Origin of the sequence: Cupriavidus sp. HMR-1 (assembly GCF_000319775.1) — a bacterium.
Lineage (GTDB): Bacteria > Pseudomonadota > Gammaproteobacteria > Burkholderiales > Burkholderiaceae > Cupriavidus > Cupriavidus metallidurans.
Genome location: NZ_ANKP01000021.1, coordinates 33,755 through 51,458, shown reverse-complemented (window position 1 = coordinate 51,458; position 17,704 = coordinate 33,755). Strand labels below are relative to the sequence as shown.

General features: G+C 63.7%; 16 protein-coding genes. 7 read left to right on the top strand and 9 right to left on the bottom strand.

All coding sequences use genetic code 11. The features are described 5' to 3' along the window. Nucleotides 1–14 precede the first annotated feature (14 nt). The 4 genes from flgE to flgB form a co-directional block, all read right to left on the bottom strand. Nucleotides 15–1,262, bottom strand: a complete 1,248-nt coding sequence (gene flgE, locus D769_RS00940; protein WP_008641157.1) for a flagellar hook protein FlgE — start codon at nt 1,260–1,262, stop codon at nt 15–17. Nucleotides 1,263–1,335: 73 nt separating this feature from the next. Beyond that, complete coding sequence (locus tag D769_RS00935) at nt 1,336–2,004, bottom strand: flagellar hook assembly protein FlgD (RefSeq protein WP_008641156.1); 669 nt, start codon at nt 2,002–2,004, stop codon at nt 1,336–1,338. Nucleotides 2,005–2,045: 41 nt separating this feature from the next. After that, on the bottom strand, nt 2,046–2,453 hold the full coding sequence (gene flgC, locus D769_RS00930) for a flagellar basal body rod protein FlgC (protein WP_008641155.1): 408 nt from the start codon (nt 2,451–2,453) through the stop codon (nt 2,046–2,048). Nucleotides 2,454–2,464: 11 nt separating this feature from the next. Next, nucleotides 2,465–2,872: a flagellar basal body rod protein FlgB gene (flgB, locus tag D769_RS00925; protein ID WP_035880745.1), complete on the bottom strand. Its 408-nt coding sequence runs from the start codon at nt 2,870–2,872 to the stop codon at nt 2,465–2,467. A 274-nt stretch (nt 2,873–3,146) separates the two neighbouring features. Here flgB and flgA point away from each other — a divergent pair, with 274 nt between their 5' ends. The 5 genes from flgA to D769_RS00900 all read left to right on the top strand — a co-directional run bounded on the left by flgA (nt 3,147) and on the right by D769_RS00900 (nt 8,679). Next, nucleotides 3,147–3,884, top strand: a complete 738-nt coding sequence (flgA, locus tag D769_RS00920) for a flagellar basal body P-ring formation chaperone FlgA (RefSeq protein WP_008641153.1) — start codon at nt 3,147–3,149, stop codon at nt 3,882–3,884. Nucleotides 3,885–4,062: 178 nt separating this feature from the next. Continuing rightward, on the top strand, nt 4,063–4,443 hold the full coding sequence (gene flgM / locus D769_RS00915; RefSeq protein ID WP_008641152.1) for a flagellar biosynthesis anti-sigma factor FlgM: 381 nt from the start codon (nt 4,063–4,065) through the stop codon (nt 4,441–4,443). Between the two features lie 7 nt (nt 4,444–4,450). Continuing rightward, nucleotides 4,451–4,915, top strand: a complete 465-nt coding sequence (locus D769_RS00910; RefSeq protein WP_008641151.1) for a flagellar protein FlgN — start codon at nt 4,451–4,453, stop codon at nt 4,913–4,915. Nucleotides 4,916–5,036: 121 nt separating this feature from the next. After that, nucleotides 5,037–6,068 (top strand): FUSC family protein, encoded by a 1,032-nt coding sequence (locus D769_RS00905; RefSeq protein WP_008641150.1) that lies wholly within the window; start codon nt 5,037–5,039, stop codon nt 6,066–6,068. A 367-nt stretch (nt 6,069–6,435) separates the two neighbouring features. Then, nucleotides 6,436–8,679, top strand: coding sequence for an NADP-dependent isocitrate dehydrogenase (locus tag D769_RS00900; protein ID WP_008641142.1), 2,244 nt, complete (start codon nt 6,436–6,438; stop codon nt 8,677–8,679). Nucleotides 8,680–8,946: 267 nt separating this feature from the next. On the opposite strand, the gene D769_RS00895 is transcribed toward D769_RS00900, so the two are convergent. Continuing rightward, entirely contained in the window at nt 8,947–10,092 is a 1,146-nt protein-coding gene (locus D769_RS00895; RefSeq protein ID WP_008641141.1) for an acyl-CoA dehydrogenase, read from the bottom strand. Nucleotides 10,093–10,115: 23 nt separating this feature from the next. After that, nucleotides 10,116–11,315: an acyl-CoA dehydrogenase gene (locus tag D769_RS00890; protein ID WP_008641140.1), complete on the bottom strand. Its 1,200-nt coding sequence runs from the start codon at nt 11,313–11,315 to the stop codon at nt 10,116–10,118. Nucleotides 11,316–11,509: 194 nt separating this feature from the next. Here D769_RS00890 and D769_RS00885 point away from each other — a divergent pair, with 194 nt between their 5' ends. Continuing rightward, nucleotides 11,510–11,995 carry an LEA type 2 family protein gene (locus D769_RS00885; RefSeq protein WP_008641139.1) on the top strand — a complete coding sequence of 162 codons (486 nt, stop codon included), beginning with the start codon at nt 11,510–11,512 and terminating at the stop codon, nt 11,993–11,995. An 81-nt stretch (nt 11,996–12,076) separates the two neighbouring features. On the opposite strand, the gene D769_RS00880 is transcribed toward D769_RS00885, so the two are convergent. Further along, complete coding sequence (locus tag D769_RS00880) at nt 12,077–13,414, bottom strand: nucleobase:cation symporter-2 family protein (protein WP_008641134.1); 1,338 nt, start codon at nt 13,412–13,414, stop codon at nt 12,077–12,079. A gap of 68 nt (nt 13,415–13,482) precedes the next feature. Further along, the gene (locus D769_RS00875; protein WP_008641132.1) at nt 13,483–15,021 is read right to left on the bottom strand and encodes an EAL domain-containing protein; all 1,539 of its coding nucleotides are present in this window, start codon (nt 15,019–15,021) and stop codon (nt 13,483–13,485) included. 317 nt (nt 15,022–15,338) lie between these two features. Here D769_RS00875 and D769_RS00870 point away from each other — a divergent pair, with 317 nt between their 5' ends. After that, on the top strand, nt 15,339–17,225 hold the full coding sequence (locus D769_RS00870; RefSeq protein WP_008641130.1) for a methyl-accepting chemotaxis protein: 1,887 nt from the start codon (nt 15,339–15,341) through the stop codon (nt 17,223–17,225). Here D769_RS00870 and D769_RS00865 read toward each other — a convergent pair whose 3' ends face one another. Further along, entirely contained in the window at nt 17,226–17,696 is a 471-nt protein-coding gene (locus D769_RS00865) for a nucleoside deaminase (protein WP_008641123.1), read from the bottom strand. Between the last annotated feature and the right edge of the window lie 8 nt (nt 17,697–17,704).

Sequence of the window (17,704 nt, the reverse complement as noted above, 5' to 3'; positions counted from 1 at the left end):
AGTTCAGGCTGAGATCAGAGGTTCACCAGCGTCTGCATGACCGTGTCCTGCGCCTTGATGGTCTGCGCGTTGGCTTGGTAGTTGCGCTGGGCGACGATCAGGTTCACGAGCTGGCCGGACAGGTCCACGTTCGACTCTTCCACCGAGCCCGACTGCAGCGTGCCCATCGAACCGCCGGCCACGCCGAGCAGTTCCTGGCCCGAGGCGCCGGTGGCGGACCACACGTTGTTGCCTTCCGGCTTCAGGCCTTCGGCATTGCCGAACGCGGCCATGGCGATCTGGCCCAGCGACTTCGTCTGCTCGTTCGAGAACGAACCGAGGATCGTGCCGTCTGACTGCACCGAGAAGCCCAGCAGCGAGCCCGACGTGAAACCGTTCTGCACGATGCTCTTCGGGTCGTTGTCCGCGCCGAACTGGGTGGTGCCCGACAGATCCAGCGTAGCCGTCATCGCGGCGGCGCCATTGGCGGCCGGCAGCGTGACCGTCGGCATCGTGGTGGCGCTCGGCGCCTTGAGCATGCCGTTTGCATCGAACGACAGCGTGACCGTCTGCAGCACGTTGCCGGACGCGTCGGTCACGTTCATGTCCCAGTCCGTGCCGCCGAATGCGTTGGGCGGTGCCGGGTTCGTCGCCGGGATGCTCTTGCCGAAGTACGCGGTGAGCTGCTGCTTGTTGCCCAGCGAGTCATACACCGTCATCGCCGTGCTGTAGTTGAACATGGTCGAGTTCGGCAGCGCGGGGGGGTTGGCGCCCGGCGTGCTGACAAACGCGTTGGTCGGTACCGTGCTGCGCGAATCGAGCTGGAACTGGGCCTTGATGTTCGTGGTGGCCTGCGGCGGCATCTGCGCGTTGCTGATCACGATCGGCTGCGGTGCCACACCGCCTGCCGTGGTGCCAGCCGGGTAACCGGTGACCTGCAGGCCCGACGCGTTGACCAGACGGCCATCGTCCAGGCGCTGGAACTGGCCATTGCGCGAGTAGTACACCCCGCCGTCCGTGCTGGCCAGGCGGAAGAAACCGTTGCCGTTACTGATGGCCACGTCGAGGTTGCGCCCGGTCGACGAGATATTGCCGTTGGTGAACGACTGCACCACCGAATTCACACGCGTGCCCAGGCCGATCTTCGAACCTGCGTAGACATCCGCGAACTGCGCGGTCGATTGCTTGAAGCCAACCGTGTTCGCGTTGGCGATGTTGTTGCCGATCACGTCCAGGTTGGACGCCGCGGCGTTCAGGCCGCTTACCCCTTGACCAAAACCCATGATTAACCCCTATGTAGGCTGTCGTTCGTGAAATGCCCGCGCGTATGCCGGACCGGGTGATATGTAAATGCGTTCAGGAAATGCGGCGTACGTCGTCGACGCTGGCGGTCTGGCCGTTGCCGAGGTCGACCAGCACGCCCGAACTGTCGCCGCTGATCGCTTGCACCTTGCCGTAGACCAGCGCCACCGGCAACACGTCCTTGCCGTTGGCCGTCGCGGCCACCTTGAAGCTGTAGTCGCCATCCGCGACGGCGTTGCCCTGGTCGTTCTTGCCGTCCCAGGCAACATCCTTGACACCGGCGGTCTGGCCTTTCATGTCGATCGTGCGCACCACGTTGCCGCTGGCATCTAGCACCTGCACGGTCACGCTGTCGGCGGTCGAAGGAATGTCCACGCCGATCTGGCCCGGCACGCCGCCGGACACGCTCACGGCAGAGCCGGGCACCATCACGGTCTTGCCGATCAGGCTGGCCGAGTCCATCGCGCGGCTCGCGGCAGTCTGCTGCAGCAACTGGGTCAGCGTGGTGTTCATTGTCTGCAGGCCGCTCACGGTGCTGATCTGCGCGAGCTGCGAAGTAAGCTGCGAGTTGTCGAGCGGATTGAGCGGGTCCTGGTTGTTCATCTGCGTCACCAGCATCGTCAGGAACTGGTTCTGCAGGTCGGCGGCGCTGGCGCTGCCGTTCTGCAGTGCCTGGTTCACAGCCGAAGTGGTGCTGCTGCCAACGTTGGAAGTGGTGGTCATGGTGGGTTCCGGCTAGTCCTGGAATTTCGGAAGGTTGGGCTTCACTGACCGATGGTCAGCGTCTTCAGCATCATGCTCTTGGCGGTGTTGAGCACCTCCACGTTGGCCTGGTACGAACGCGATGCGGAGATCATGTTGACCATCTCTTCCACCGGATTCACGTTGGGCATCGTCACGTAGCCGTTGGCGTCCGCGAGCGGATGGCTCGGGTTGAGCACCATGCGCGCCGGCGCGGTGTCTTCCATCACCCCAGCCACCTGCACGCCGCCAACATCGCTCTGGCCGGGCGTGGGCGCCATCTCGAAGATCACCTGCTTGGCGCGATACGGCTGCCCGTTCGGGGCCACCGCGCTGTCCGCGTTGGCCAGGTTCGAAGCCGTCACGTTCATGCGTTGCGACTGCGCGGCCATCGCCGAGCCCGCCACATCGAAAATGCTCATCGTTCCCACGGCAGTCTCCGTCAGCTCTGGATCGCAGCCAGCATCGTCTTGATCTTGGAACTCATCACCGTGAGGCCCGCTTCGTAATGGACGGTGTTGTCGGCAAAGGCCACGCGCTCGGTATCCATTTCGACCGTGTTGCCGTCGATGCTCGACTGCAGCGGAATGCGGTAGTCAAGTTCATTGCCGGTGGACGTGGGTGCCTGCCCCGGCAGGTGACGCGCGGACGTGGTGGACAACGACGTGCCCTGGCTGCGCTGGCCGCGTTCCACCGACTGGGCCAGCGTGCTGGCGAAGTCGAAGTCGCGGGCCTTGTAGCCTGGCGTGTCGGCGTGCGCGATGTTCGAGGCAATCACCGATTGCCGCTGTGTCCTCAGGCTCAGGGCTTCCTGCTGGAAGCGGAACGCTGCGTCGAGTTTGTCCATGATGTCTGCCTTTCCTGCGTGGCTTCGAATGGCTGCATTGCGGGAGAACGCCGTCGCGTGGCCAGGTATACGTGTCCGGCGCCGCGGTCGGGCTTCTTCAGGGTTGCCATCTTAGGGGCCGGGTTGTCACGCCAATCGCTGGAATAGGGACGGGAAACCCGCGCATTTCCGCTGCGGTCTCTCGCGCCACGCTGCCTACAATGAGCCCCACTGAATGACAACGGCGCATCGCGCACGGGCGGCGCGCCACACTTACATCCTTGCTGGGATGAACGCCATGAATCTCTATCGCCAGGCCGCCGCGCTGTTGGCGCTGGCCGGCATTGCCATGAGCCAGCCAGTGCTGGCCGCGCCCGCCGCTGCCACGCCTGTGACTGCACAAACCCCATCCACGCCGTTTGTCGATGACCCGGCGCGCGTGGCCGTGGAGCAGTTCCTGCTGCGCCAGGCCAGCGGGCTGCCCGGCAAGGTCAGCGTCCAGGTGGGAACGCCCTCGGGCGGCCGCGCGCCGGAGTGCGTCGATCCCCAACCGTTCCTGCCGCCCGGCGCAGCGCCTTACGGCCGCGTCAACGTGGGATTGCGCTGCGGTGGTGACCGGCCGTGGACACGCTACATGCAGGCGCGCGTGTCGGTGCTCACTGACTACTATGTGGCCGCGCGCGCGATGGGCCCGGGAGAAACCATTACCGCCGCCGATCTCGAAGTCCGTCAGGGCGATCTGGCCATGCTGCCGCGCGCCGTGGTGACCGACCCGTCGCAGGTGGACGGCTCCGTCTCCGCCAATCGCATTGCCGCCGGCTCGCCGATGCGCACCGACCTGATCCGGAAGCCGATTGCGGTGAAATCGGGCCAGACCGTCAACGTGACCGTGGAAGGCGATTCGTTCCAGCTCAGCAGCGAAGGCAAGGTGCTGACCGACGCCGCCACCGGCAACATGGTCCAGGTGCGGCTGCGCAACGGCCAGGTTGTCAGCGGACTGGTTCGCAGCGGCGATACGGTCGTGCTGCAGCAATAAGTCGACGAAAATTGCGGCCTCGGCACTTTTCGGCGTGGCCTGAAATCATTGGAAGTTAGTCGTCACACGGGCTGGAGGCCTTGGCACAACAGGAAAATGGCAACGTCACAACCGGCACACGCCGGGCGTGCGAAAATGCCGCGGAACTGTCAGGCGATCGCGCCGCACCACACCGGAAATGCCTAAAGTTTCCGGCGGCGCATCCGATAAGCCAGAGGAACCCAGCAAGGATTTCACCGTGAAGATCAACAATTCCCCCTCGTCCCGGCCCACCGAGCCGTCGGCATCCGAAGGCGGCGCCCGTCCGGCCGCCAGCGGTGCCGCCGCGTCGTCGGATCCCACCGCCCTGACCGGCGTGCGTGTCAGCCCGCTGGCCGCGCAGGTTCGGGAAATCGGCACGCGCCTGCTGCAGGACAGCGACAGTGATATCGATGTCGCCAAGGTTGCGGAAGTGCGCAAGGCGATTGCGGAGGGCCGGATCCAGATCGATCCCAGCAAGATTGCCGACGGCCTGCTCGCATCGCTCCATGAGCTGAGCCAGGGCGGCAGCAAACCCTGAACTTCACATGACCCAGGCAGCCCTGATCCAGACCCTTTCGATTGAAGCCGGCGCCATTGCGGCCTTTGGCCGCGCCCTTGCGGATGAACGCGAGGCCATCAAGCGACAGGACTTCCAGGCATTGACCGATCTGCTCGGCAAGAAGATGGAACTGGCTCAGGCGCTGACCCGCGCCACCGCCGCGCGCGAGGCGCAGATGATCGCGCTGAAGCTGCGCGTGGGCGCCGGCGGACTGCTGATCGGCGGCCCACTCGAACCGGGCGTGGCCGAAGCGTGGCGCAAGGTGGTGTTCTTTGCCCACAAGGCCCGCGACGCCAACGAACTCAACGGCGCCATCGTCAACGCGCATCTGGAATTCACGCAGGAAGCGATCCAGGTACTGCGCCAGGGCGGTGCCGGCCCGAACGAAATGTACGGCCGCAACGGCAAGGCAAGCGCCACCGCGGGCGGCGTCAGTCTGGCCGCTGGCTGACACACACCCCGACCGCGACGGGTGCGGCCCCGCACCCGGGTATTCCTGCGCCGGGATGTAAACATTGCGGAACCCGGGTTCCGCTCTATACACTCGAAGCGTTCACTTTTCGGTGATCGCCATGTTCGAGGCCCTGCGAAAGACAACCAGCGCGCTGTTCGACCCCGACCGACGATTCCGTCAGGCCCGCATCTTTCACGCCGTGCGCGTGGCGCTGGCCCTGCTGGTCTCGATTGCGCTCACCACCGGCATTCACATCCCGCACGGTGAGTGGGCCACCATTACCGTTCTGGTCGTCATCGGCGGCCTGCAGCACCACGGCAACATCCGCCGGCGCGCCGCCGAGCGCGGCGTCGGCACGGTGATCGGCGCATTCCTCGGACTGCTTCTGATCCTGCAGGAAGCCTATTTCCATATCCCTGTACTCACCTGGCTGCTGCTGGCCGTGATCTGCGGCTACTGCGCTTACCACGCCGTGGGCAAAGGCGGGTACATCGCGCTGCTGGCGGCCATTACCGTCGTCATCACGGCAGGCCATGGCAACCAGCATGTCGAGGATGCCCTGTGGCGCACGCTCGATGTACTGATCGGCACGGTGATCGCGCTGGCCTTCTCGTTCGCGCTGCCTGCCTATGCTTCCTACTCCTGGCGCTTTAAGCTGGCCGGCATGCTGCGGAGCTGCGCGGCCGTCCACGCGAAGATCGCGCGCGGGATGCGGGACGAGAAAGAGCGGCAGCAGGACATGATGAAGCTCTCGGCGTCGATGGTGCAGTTGCGCAGCCTGATCCCATCCGTCGCGAAGGAAACCGGCGTGCCGACGACCGATCTCGAGGAGGTGCAACACAGCGCGCGGGTCTGCATCAGCGCGCTGGAAATGCTCGCGGCCATCGACCCCGTGGCGGCCGAGCCGACGGACGAGGAACGCCACATCCGCGATCTGTTGCTGGAAATGGCCAGCGCGCTCGAGTCCGGCGACGAATCCATGGTGCAACTGAACCTGCCGCTGCCCGAACCGCATCCGGATGACCCCTCGATCGGCCACAGCTCCCATACCTTCCTGACGCTGCACCTGGCCGCCGAGATCGGCCATCTGCGCGATCACCTTGCGCAGATGGCCCGGCAGAGCCGCTTCCCGTACAACGGTACGCACTGAGCGACCGGTCCGTGATGCCGATTCCCATGAATGGGTCTGGCCGCCCATCCAAATCACAAAAATGGCCCTTGAGGCACATAGATAAGCCGTTATTCCCGAGTTCGCCAGTGGGACTCTTCTATAAGATATAAGAATGATGGTTTTTCATCGATTCCTGTCATTGGCTAAATCGATGATTTTGAACGCAAATGACAGCATGAAGACGGGGTGATAGCCAGACCGATGGTGAATGCGGCTGCATACATTGCGTAAATTTCACATGAAGGATTGCACCTTCGCCATGCAAAATCAGGCAAAATTCGAGTCTTGCCTCGAACCGCGACCCGGAAGAGGCATTTCCCAACCTGAATCTGATGCGAGATAAGCGATGAGCAACCAGCAGCCAACCATCATTTACACCCTAACCGACGAAGCTCCGCTGCTGGCCACCAGTGCCTTCCTGCCCATCATCCGCACGTTCGCTGGCCCGGCCGGCGTGAACGTCGTGACCAGCGACATCTCGGTCGCTGGCCGTATCCTGGGCGAATTCCCCGAATTCCTGACCGAAGCACAGCGTGTGCCGGACAACCTGGCCGAACTGGGCAAGCTCACGCAAGACCCGGACACCAACATCATCAAGCTGCCGAACATCAGCGCCTCGGTGTTCCAGCTCGTCAGCGCGATCAAGGAACTGCAGTCGAAGGGCTACAAGATCCCCGACTTCCCCGAAGATCCGAAGACCGAAGAAGAGAAGGCCATCCAGAAGCGCTACTCGAAGTGCCTGGGCAGCGCCGTGAACCCGGTCCTGCGCGAAGGCAACTCGGACCGCCGCGCGCCTGCCGCCGTCAAGAACTACGCCCGCAAGCACCCGCACAGCATGGGCGAGTGGAGCATGGCCTCGCGCACGCACGTCGCCCACATGAAGCACGGCGACTTCTACCATGGCGAAAAGTCGATCACGCTGGACGGCGCACGCGAAGTCCGCATGGAACTGCTGACCAAGAGCGGCAAGACCATCGTGCTGAAGCCGAAGGTCGCGCTGCTGGACGGCGAAGTCATCGACAGCATGTTCATGAGCAAGAAGGCCCTGCTGGACTTCTATGAAGACCAGATGGAAGACGCGCGCAAGACCGGCGTCATGCTGAGCCTGCACGTGAAGGCGACGATGATGAAGGTGTCGCACCCGATCGTGTTCGGCCACGCCGTCAAGGTCTTCTACAAGGATGCGTTCGCCAAGCACCAGAAGCTGTTCGATGAACTGGGCGTGAACGTCAACAACGGCCTGGTCGACCTGTACACCAAGATCGAAACGCTGCCGGAATCGAAGCGCGAGGAAGTCATCCGCGACATGCACGCCTGCCACGAACATCGCCCGGAAATGGCGATGGTGGATTCGGCCAAGGGCATCTCGAACCTGCACGCGCCGAACGACGTGATCGTCGACGCATCGATGCCGGCCATGATCCGTATTGGCGGCAAGATGTGGGGCGCGGACGGCCGCACGAAGGACACCAAGTGCCTGATTCCGGAATCGACGTTCGCCCGCATCTACCAGGAAATCATCAACTTCTGCAAGACCAACGGCGCGTTTGATCCGGTGACGATGGGCACGGTGCCGAACGTCGGCCTGATGGCCCAGAAGGCCGAAGAGTACGGTTCGCACGACAAGACGTTCGAGATTCCCGAAGACGGCGAAGCCCGCATCGTCGACAACGCCACCGGCGAAGTGCTGACCGCCCTGACGCAGCAGGTTGAAGCAGGCGACATCTGGCGCATGTGCCAGGTCAAGGACGCTCCGATCCGCGACTGGGTGAAGCTGGCCGTCACGCGCGCCCGCAATTCGGGCATGCCTGCCGTGTTCTGGCTGGACCCGTACCGTCCGCACGAGGCCGAGCTGATCAAGAAGGTGGAAACGTACCTGAAGGATTACGACACCAACGGTCTGGAGATCCAGATCATGTCGCAGGTTCGCGCCATGCGTTACACGCTGGAGCGCGTGATCCGCGGCCTGGACACCATCTCGGTGACCGGCAACATCCTGCGTGACTACCTGACCGACCTGTTCCCGATCATGGAACTGGGCACCAGCGCCAAGATGCTGTCGATCGTGCCGCTGATGGCAGGTGGCGGCATGTACGAAACCGGCGCGGGCGGTTCGGCACCGAAGCACGTCGCGCAGCTCGTGGAAGAAAACCACCTGCGTTGGGACTCGCTGGGTGAATTCCTGGCCCTGGCCGTGTCGCTGGAAGAGCTGGGCATCAAGTCCGGCAACGAACGCGCCAAGATCCTGGCCACGACGCTGGACGCCGCCACCGGCAAGCTGCTGGACAACGCCAAGAGCCCGTCGCCGAAGACCGGCCAGCTCGACAACCGTGGCAGCCAGTTCTACCTGGCCATGTACTGGGCCCAGGAACTGGCCGCGCAGAAGGGCGACGCCGAGCTGGCGAAGATCTTCGCGCCGCTGGCCAAGACGCTGACGGACAACGAGTCGACCATCATCGGCGAACTCGGCGCTGTGCAGGGCAAGCCGGTGGACATCGGCGGCTACTACATGCCGGACGCCGCCATGCTGGAAGCCGTGATGCGCCCGAGCCAGACGCTGAACTCGGCGCTGGCAGCAGTGAAGGCCTAAGAAGCTGTTTCAGAATGAAGCGAAGCGGTTATGGCTAGGCGCGGGGCCGCAGACAGTACAAGTCGTACGGCAAGGCCCCGCAACGACGCCAGAATCGTTTTGAAACGGCTTCCAAGTCGCGCTCGCCTCGCCGCTTGCCCGGTAGTTGCGGCTGGCGGTGGTGGTTGAAAACCGGAAAGCCCCGGAGCAGGAATGCTCCGGGGCTTTTTCTTTGAGGTTCTTGCCGATCGGGGGAGGACTAACGCGCCGTCGGTCCCCACCTCACGATCACGCCATCGCCGCCTGAACGGCCTCGGCGCAGATTGCCTCGTGCCGATCCGCCGAGCCGAAGATCAAATCCGCAACAATGGCACGCTTGTAGTAATGGCCGATCACGTACTCGTCGGTCATGCCGATGCCGCCGTGCAACTGAATGGCCTGCCCGCAGACATACCGGGCAGCACGGCCGACAAACGCCTTGGCCTGCGAAACCCGGTGCAACAGCGTGGCTTCGTCCTCATGGTCGATGGCTGCCAGCAGCGAGAACAGCATGGAACGCGCCAGCTCCATCTCCGCGGCCATGTCGGACATGCGATGTTGCAGCGCCTGGAAGCTGCCGATGGGCACGCCGAACTGCTTGCGCACCTTGAGGTAATCCGCCGTGACCTCGACGGCTTTCTCCATGCCGCCGACAAGCTCCGCGCACAGCGCCGCCGTTGCGTGCGCCAACCCGTGGCGCAGTGCGCGCAAGCCTTCGCCCGGCTCGCCGAGCATGGCCGAAGGCGGCACGCGCGCGCCATCGATTTCCAGCTCCGCCGCCCATGTGCCGTCATGTAGTGGCAGCGCGTGGCACGTCAGACCCGGCGTGCCGGTGTCGACGAGAAAGAGCGTGATCGCGGACGGCTCCCCACTATCGGCAAGGCGCGCCGACACGATGAAGGCATCGGCATCCACACCGCCCAGCACCAGCGTCTTGGTGCCACGCAACGTATAGCCGTCCGGGCCAGCCTCGGCTGACGTCGAAACGATCTCCGGCATTCCACGCGCATCGGCTTCGCTGTACGCAAGCGCGTAGCGTCGCGCCCCTTCGGCCAATGGTGGCAACAGTGCCTCTCTCTGGTTCGGTGTGGCTGCGGCCATCAGGGTCTGCGTGGCCAGCACACCGCTACCCAGATATGGCTCCAGCACCAGGCCGCGCCCGAGTTCCTGCGCGATCAGGGCGGTGTCGATCACCGAACCGCCCAGGCCGCCGCAAGTCTCGGGCAGCGCGGCGGCCAGCCAGCCGTTCTCGGCAAAGGTCTGCCAGTGACGGGTACCGCCAGTCTGGCCCGCCTGGATCAACGCGGTGCGGGCTTCGAATGCATATGCTTTCTCGACGAAGCGTCGTGCGCTGTCCTGCAGCATTTGCTGCGCATCATTCAGCTTGAAATGCATGGATATGGAACCCTCGTGCCGGGTCAGAACTGGAACAGCGACTTGGCGATGATGCCGCGCTGCACTTCGCTGGTACCACCGTAGATCGTGGTGGCCCGCCGGAAGAGCATGTCGGCCGCGATGGACTGCGCCACCTCCTGCATCGGCAGCGACCGGGCACCTGCCGTGGCCGCGTGCGATCCCGGATACGCCACCGCGCCATGGTCGCCCAGCGCCTCGACGAGGAACTCGCTCATCTTCTGCTGCAACTCGGTACCTCGCACCTTGAGGATCGAACCCATCGCGTGAGCCGCTGGACTATGGTCCGCCTCCATGGCCGCCACACGCTGCACCATCACCGTGATCGCCTGCAACTCGGCCTCCAGGCGTGCCAGGCGCAAGGCAAACTCGTGCCGGCCGATCAAGGTTCCGCCGCCCACCCCCCGCGTGGCAGCCAACGCACGCAATTGCCGCTGGAAGCGCTGCAGCGTCGGCAGGTCCGCCGTCGACGCGTGCTCGTTGTTGAGCAGGAACTTGGTGAGCTTCCACCCCTCGCCCTCGGCGCCGACGAGGTTGCCCACAGGTACCCGCACGTCCTCGAAGAACGTCTCGTTCAGATGATGCGCGCCGTCGATGCTGATGATCGGCCGTACGGTGATGCCTGGCGTCTTCATGTCCACCAGCAGGAAGCTGATGCCGGCCTGCTTCTTCACCTGCGTATCGGTACGCACCAGCAGAAAGATCCAGTCGGCCTCATGCCCATAGCTGGTCCAGATCTTCTGACCATTGACGACGTAGTGATCGCCGTCGCGCTCGGCGCGGGTCCGCAGCGAAGCGAGATCCGACCCGGAGCCCGGCTCGGAGAAGCCCTGACACCACATCCGCTTTCCAGCGAGAATCGCCGGCACGTGGGCGGCCCGCTGCTCCGGTGTGGCGAAATAGTTCAGCACGGGCCCCACCAGCTTCTGCGCGAAGCCATCCTGCGTCGGCGCGCCTGCCGCGCTGCACTCCTCGTCGAAGATCAGCCGCTGCGGCACGGTCCAGCCAGTACCGCCGTGCTCGCTGGCCCAGTACGGCGCGCCCCAGCCCTTGGCATGCAGGATGCCCTGCCAGCGGGCCAGATCCGCGCGTGGGGAGCGAAAGCCACCCTTGCGGCGCGGCAGGTCGGGGGGAAGACTCTCGCGCAGGAACTCGCGCACCTCCTGCCGGAATGCCTGCAGGCTGGGGTCGGGTCGGAAATCCATCTGAAGCTCTCCTGATCAAGCCAATGGACTTCACAGTAAGCGGCCAGACGTTGAAAGACAGCCCCCCGCTACTGGTGGGGGGGGCCAATATGCGCCTGGCCCGGTCGCCGCACGACTTCGCTATTCCATATGCCAGGTCTCGCCGGAAGCACTACACTAATCCACACCCGCAGACTCTCCAGACGAGGCCCACCATGCAGGCTCCCGACACATGGCGTTCCATTCGCCTCTACGTCCTCTGCCTTTGCATCCTTGCCTGGCTCGGCGGCTGCGCGGCGCTGACGGGTCAGGAACCGCTGCGGGTTGCCGTGGCTGGTGTCGAACCGATTCCGGGCGAAGGGCTGGAGATGCGCTTCAACGTCAAACTGCGCATTCAGAATCCCAACGATGCGCCGATCGAGTACAGCGGGGTGTCACTGGAGCTGGACCTGAACGGCCAATCCTTCGCCAGCGGCGTCAGTGACCAGAGCGGGACCGTGCCCCGGTTTGGCGAAACAGTGATCGACGTGCCATTGACCGTCCCCGCGTTCTCCGCCGTGCGTCAGGCGTTCGCCTTCGCCGGCGGCGTGAGTTCGGGCAACATTCCATATGAAGTGCGCGGACGACTGGCTGGCGGCTTTGCTGGCGGCACGCGCTTCACCGATCATGGAAAGCTGTCGCTGCCGACGGGGGGTACTTAAGGCTGATCCCATAAGTCAAACGCCCCGAAGCATCTCTGCTCCGGGGCGCCTTTCAAGCACGATTATCTTCCGCCGATCAACTCAGGCAAGCTCCTGCACCAGCGTCTCGCCTTCGACTTCCTCATCTATCGCATCGACCTCGCGGCCCGGCAGGCACAGGTTGAGTACCACGGCCACCAGCGCGCCGACGGTGATCCCGGAACCGAATACTTCCTTCACGAACGCAGGCAGCTTGCCGAGCAGATCCGGACGGATCGTCACGGCCAGGCCGCATCCGATCGACACCGCAATGATCAGGCTGTTGCGCTTGGTCGGTGCCGAATGACCCAGCATTCGGATGCCAGCCGACACGATCATCGCGAACATCATCAGGCCCGCGCCACCAAGCACGGGCTGCGGAATCGTCACCACCAGCGCGCCGAGCACCGGGAACAGCCCCGCAAGCACCAGCATCCCGCCGGTCAACGCCACCACATGGCGGCTGGCGACACCGGTCAGCGAGACCACGCCCACGTTCTGCGCGAACGTCGAGACAGGGGGGCTAGACAGCAGCGCCGCGAACGCGGAGCCGACACCATCGCAAAGAATGCCGCGCGCCAGCGTCTTGCCAGGCATAGGCGTGCGCGTTGCCGAACCTAGCGCCATGAACGTGCCGGTCGTTTCAACGATGGTGACCAGGAACGCCAGGGACATCGCGGCGATACCGGAGATCGGGAACTTCATGCCGAAGCTCGCGGGCTGCGGCAGCGCGAAGACCGGCGCATCGTGAAGCTGCGAGAAGTCCACCATGCCAAGCGCCAGACAGATGAGGTAGCCGATCATGATGCCGAGCACCACGGCCGACGCCGACACGATGCCCTTGCCCCACTGAACGAAGCCGATCACGAGCAACAGCACGATGCCTGCAATCGCCAGTGAGCCGGGCGCCGCGTAGTTGGCGCTACCTGCGCCACCCGCTGCCCAATCTATTGCAACCGGTGTCAACGACAGGCCGATCATCGTGACGACGACACCTGTCACCGTGTGCGGAAACAGCTTGCGAATTGTCGGCATGAAGAAGCTGCCCACAATCATCACCAACGATCCGGCCAGCGATGCGCCGAGAATGCCTGGCACACCGTGCTCGAGGCCAACACTGATGCCGGCGCCAACAAACGTGAAGCTGGTGCCCATGACGCAGGGCAGCCGAATGCCGACGGGACCGACTCCCTTGCACTGGATGATCGTGACGATGCCGGAGCCAAGCAACGCGGCATTCACAAGCGCGACGATCTGATCTGGGGGAAGTTTGAGCGCGCCGCCCAGAACGAGCGGTACGGCGATGATGCCGCCAAGCGCGGCGAGCAGATGTTGTGCGGCAAGCAGCACGGTCGTCAGGATCGGTGGACGATCCTCGACCTTATAAAGCAACGTCTCCATGCTTCAGGGTCTCCTCGGTTGATCCGGTCATAGCCGAATTTGTCCTCGGGTTTTTATCACAGAACCTGTCACTTTTGCATACAATTTTTGTAATACAAATTATGCATCCTAATGGCGGAAACGAAATCCTGCATCGGCATCGCCTTGCCAAACAGCCACCCTTGCGCGTATCGCACGCCGCGCGCCATGAGATAGTCCGCCTGTTCCTGGGTCTCCACGCCTTCGGCAATCACCGCGACGCCGACGTCCTTCGCCATGTCGATGATGTGCGCCACGACGTGCCCCCTGACCGAGTTCGTGCCGATGGCCGACACGAACGATTTGTCGATCTTGATGTAGTCCACGTCCAGCGAGCCAAGGTACGAGAGTGACGAGTAGCCCGTGCCGAAATCATCGATCGCCACGCGAATGCCAAGCTTGCGTAACCTCTCGAAGTTAGGGATGACGCGGCTGGCTTCGAGCAGCACACCTTCAGTAGCTTCGACCATCACGCCGTCAACGCCACACGCATGCCTGACGTCGGCAATGCGTTGCGCAATCGCGCAAGCGGCCAGATCCTCGGCGGACAGATTGACCGAGAAGTACATCGCACGGGCAAGGTCCCGCGGCAACGCCTGTGCGTCGGCAACAAGCAGATCGAGCATTCTGTTCGTGAGCTTCCTGATGCGGTGATGCCGCTCGGCCAGCGGGATGAACTTGTCGGGCGCGATCCATTGCCCATCGTGGCACCAGCGCATCAGTGCTTCGGCGCCGATCCATTTCCCGCTTTCCAGTTCGACGATCGGCATGTACGCGAGGGACAGTTCATCGTCACGTAGCGCGCGATCGAGCTGCCGCAGCAACCCGTGTCGCCGACGCAGCCCCAGCCGCGCGAGCGCCACGAGCGCACCGCCGAGCAACGCGCCAAACGGTACCAGCCATATCGCGACATTGCGCCAGTTGGCATGGAGCGCGCTGTCCGGAGACATCACGACCGCTGCATAGTCACGCGAGGGGGAGAGGCTGACCGACCCCGTGGCGCCACGGTGCTGCCACGTGATTGCGCCGCGTTCGCGAATCAGTGGCGGCATGCCGTCAAGATCGATCGGGTCGCGTTGCACGATGATCTGTCTGTTGGAAATGGCAACGAGCGCGATCGCGAAGCCGCGACTGTCGCCGCCGGTGTCGAGAATCATGTCCGGCAGCGCCAGGCTCGAATAGCCGGTGACCGAGTCAGTCAGCGCGATGTATCGCCGACTCTCATCGAACGGCAACTTCACGGCCGTTCGCACCCATTTGCCAAGACGGCTTTGGTAGGCCGGCGGACCGATCGGGATACCCGCATCCCCGTAACCGTAGGACGAGCATTGCAGCACGTTGCCTTCGACGTAGCCCACCACCTGCAGATAGCTTGCGCCGACGGCGAGGTTGCGCATCAGCGCAACGTTGTCCGGAGAACATGGAGATGTGGCGCCATGCCGCCTCAAGGCCGCATTGATACGCAAGTTCTGCTCGCTGAAGACGTGGGCCCGGTACAGGACCTCCGCAGCAAGGATGCCGGTGTGCAGTTGCTGCTCGCTCAGCGCGAGGCGGTAGCTCATCCAGACCGAGGCACAGACGGGGAGCATGAAGGCTAGAGCAAGCGCCGCATAGGTCACGATCCTCGTTATCAGCCCCCTCATCCGCACCTCGATTCGTTTTTTTTGAGCCGATCAATCTATGCACTACGGCGGTTCGACGCTTAACCACTGGGGACAATAGCTTGACGGCTCGGGACATGACACCGCTGCATTTGAGAAATGACATATTGATGCTCAATAAATTCCGCCCGGCATCCGTTAGCGCTTCGGATCGGGATATGGGGTGTTCCCCCTGGGGCTGTTTTCTCGCCCGCTCCCGACCGTCAATGACAACAATCGAAGGCCACACAGGAGGACAACAATTCATGCGCCTGCTTCGCGGTATGACAATTCAACGCAAGCTCATCCTGAGCACAATCACCTGCCTCCTGCTCGTTGTGACAATGACCGCGATGCTCATCCTGTGGCAGATCAGCAAGGGGCTGCAGGAGCGCGTGGTCGATCTGGAATTGCCGGCGATCGTCGGCGAGATTCGCAATGACATGCTCCATCAGATCGCACGCCCGTTGGCCGCCGCCCAGGCAATGGCCGGCAACACGATGCTGCGTGACTGGGAGAGCAACGGACTCGCGGAGGACTACGTGCCGACGTGGCGCCGCTACGCTGCGGAGGTCAAGTCCCGCAATCAGGCGGACGCGGTCTTTTGGGTATCGGCCAGCCAGGGCAAGTACCTCACGGAGAAAGGCGTGGACCGCACCGTGCAGGCGGATTCCGCCGGCGACAAATGGCTCTTCGACTTTCTCTCACGCGGCAAACCCTACGAGCTGTCGCTGGACAAGGATCGGGATTCGGACAGCTACATGCTGTTCATCAACGCGCGCGCGGAAGCCGGTAATGGCAAGCTTGCCGTGGCGGGTCTGGGGCTGTCCATCAATCATCTGGCCGAGACGATCAACGGATATCGCCTGGGAAAGACCGGCTCGATCTTCCTGGCTCGCGCCGATGGCAAGGTACTGATGCATCGCGATGCGAAACTGGCGGAGGCCGGCACGCCGTTGGCGGACCTGCCAGGCTTCACCACCGATGCCGCGCGGGCGCTGCTGGCGCGGCAGCCGTTCGTGCATGCGGAGGTTGATGCCCCGGAGGGCAAGCGAATCGTTGCGGCATCCTATGTGCCCGAACTGGACTTGTACGTGGTGGCGCAGGTGCCCAAGTCCGAAGTTCTCGAAGAGATTCGCCACTCGTCGATCATCGCGGCCGTGACCGCGGGCCTGTCGGGCAGCCTGCTCGGCGTCATCGTGCTCTACTTCGTGATTCGCGCGCTGATGGCGCCGATCGGCCGCGTGGCCAGCGCGCTCGACGCGATCGCCACGGGCAATGGTGACCTGACCCAGCGCCTGCCGGTGGACTCGCAGGATGAAGTTGGCCGGCTTGCGGATGCTTTCAACCGTTTCGTCGCATCGCTGAATCGCACGATCGGAGATGTCCGGCAAGGCGTGGTGGCCATCGCGGATGCGACGCGCGAGATCGCGCAAGGCAATCACGATCTGTCCACCCGCACGGAGAATCAGGCGGCGGGCGTGGAGGAAACGGCCTCCGCCACCGAACAGCTCACGGCCACCGTGGCCACCAACGCGGAAACCGCGCGCCGCGCGAGCGCGCTGGCGGCCTCGGTATCCACGGACGTGCGCCGCAGCGGCGAGATGATGACCAACGCCGTATCGACCATGGAAACGATCACGCATAGCGCTGGCCAGATGTCGAGCATCATCGACGCTATCGAGGGCATCGCGTTCCAGACGAACATCCTGGCGCTCAATGCAGCCGTGGAGGCCGCGCGTGCCGGCGAGCATGGTCGCGGCTTTGCCGTGGTGGCGGGAGAAGTACGGGGTCTGGCGCAGCGCTCGGCAAACGCCGCCAAGGACATCAAGACGCTGATCGTCGGCACCGAGGAAGCCGTTCGTACCGGACGTTCGCTCGTCAATGAAGCCGGCAATGCCATGCAGCAGATCGTGCCGGCGATGCAGCAGGTCAGCACGCTGGTGGAAGAGATCGCGGAGGCCAGCGGCGAACAGAGCCGCGGCCTGGGCGAAATCAATCTTGCGATTACCGAGATGGACAGCACCAACCAGCAGAATGCCTCGCTGGTGGAGCAGGCGGCCGCCGCCGCGAAATCGCTCGAGGATCAGGCGACCGTGCTCAATCGCGTGGTCGCCGTGTTCAAGCTGGACGAACGCCTGCTGCAGGCCTGATCAGCCGGCCTTGCGCTTCCATTCCGCGTAAAGATCCGGGCACGATGCCGGCCGCACTGGCATGTACCGGATCTTCATCGACTGCTCGGCGAACGGCTTCGCCAGGTCGGCATAGATGGTCGCGGTGGAAAGACCGTATGGCTCGCCATCGTCGTTCGAATAGGCGTAGGTCACTTCCTTCACGCCCGCCATCCGCATCGCCGCCATGCACATCGGGCAAGGATGTCCGCTGGCATAGACGGCACAGCCATCCAGGCTGGGGCTGCCGAGCTTCTGGCTGGCGGCGCGAATGGCCGTCAGTTCCGCATGAGCGGTGGGGTCGTTGGTGCTCAGGATCTGGTTGACGCCGGTGGCGATCACTTCACCGTCCTTCACGATGACAGCCCCGAACGGCCGGCCACCCTGCTCCAGGTTGGCACGAGCCAGCTCGATGGCTTCACCCAGATATCGTTCCGCGAGATTCGTGTTCATGTTGCTTC

Bases quoted from the DNA above. Each gene is read 5' to 3' on its own strand.
- D769_RS00880 (WP_008641134.1), bottom strand. From the start codon at position 13,414: ATGGAGACGTTGCTTTATAAGGTCGAGGATCGTCCACCGATCCTGACG.
- D769_RS00870 (WP_008641130.1), top strand. From the start codon at position 15,339: ATGCGCCTGCTTCGCGGTATGACAATTCAACGCAAGCTCATCCTGAGC.
- D769_RS00890 (WP_008641140.1), bottom strand. From the start codon at position 11,315: ATGGATTTCCGACCCGACCCCAGCCTGCAGGCATTCCGGCAGGAGGTG.
- D769_RS00875 (WP_008641132.1), bottom strand. From the start codon at position 15,021: ATGCTCCCCGTCTGTGCCTCGGTCTGGATGAGCTACCGCCTCGCGCTG.
- D769_RS00885 (WP_008641139.1), top strand. From the start codon at position 11,510: ATGCAGGCTCCCGACACATGGCGTTCCATTCGCCTCTACGTCCTCTGC.
- D769_RS00895 (WP_008641141.1), bottom strand. From the start codon at position 10,092: ATGCATTTCAAGCTGAATGATGCGCAGCAAATGCTGCAGGACAGCGCA.
- flgE (WP_008641157.1), bottom strand. From the start codon at position 1,262: ATGGGTTTTGGTCAAGGGGTAAGCGGCCTGAACGCCGCGGCGTCCAAC.
- D769_RS00935 (WP_008641156.1), bottom strand. From the start codon at position 2,004: ATGACCACCACTTCCAACGTTGGCAGCAGCACCACTTCGGCTGTGAAC.
- flgM (WP_008641152.1), top strand. From the start codon at position 4,063: ATGCCTAAAGTTTCCGGCGGCGCATCCGATAAGCCAGAGGAACCCAGC.
- flgA (WP_008641153.1), top strand. From the start codon at position 3,147: ATGAATCTCTATCGCCAGGCCGCCGCGCTGTTGGCGCTGGCCGGCATT.
- D769_RS00910 (WP_008641151.1), top strand. From the start codon at position 4,451: ATGACCCAGGCAGCCCTGATCCAGACCCTTTCGATTGAAGCCGGCGCC.
- D769_RS00865 (WP_008641123.1), bottom strand. From the start codon at position 17,696: ATGAACACGAATCTCGCGGAACGATATCTGGGTGAAGCCATCGAGCTG.
- D769_RS00900 (WP_008641142.1), top strand. From the start codon at position 6,436: ATGAGCAACCAGCAGCCAACCATCATTTACACCCTAACCGACGAAGCT.
- D769_RS00905 (WP_008641150.1), top strand. From the start codon at position 5,037: ATGTTCGAGGCCCTGCGAAAGACAACCAGCGCGCTGTTCGACCCCGAC.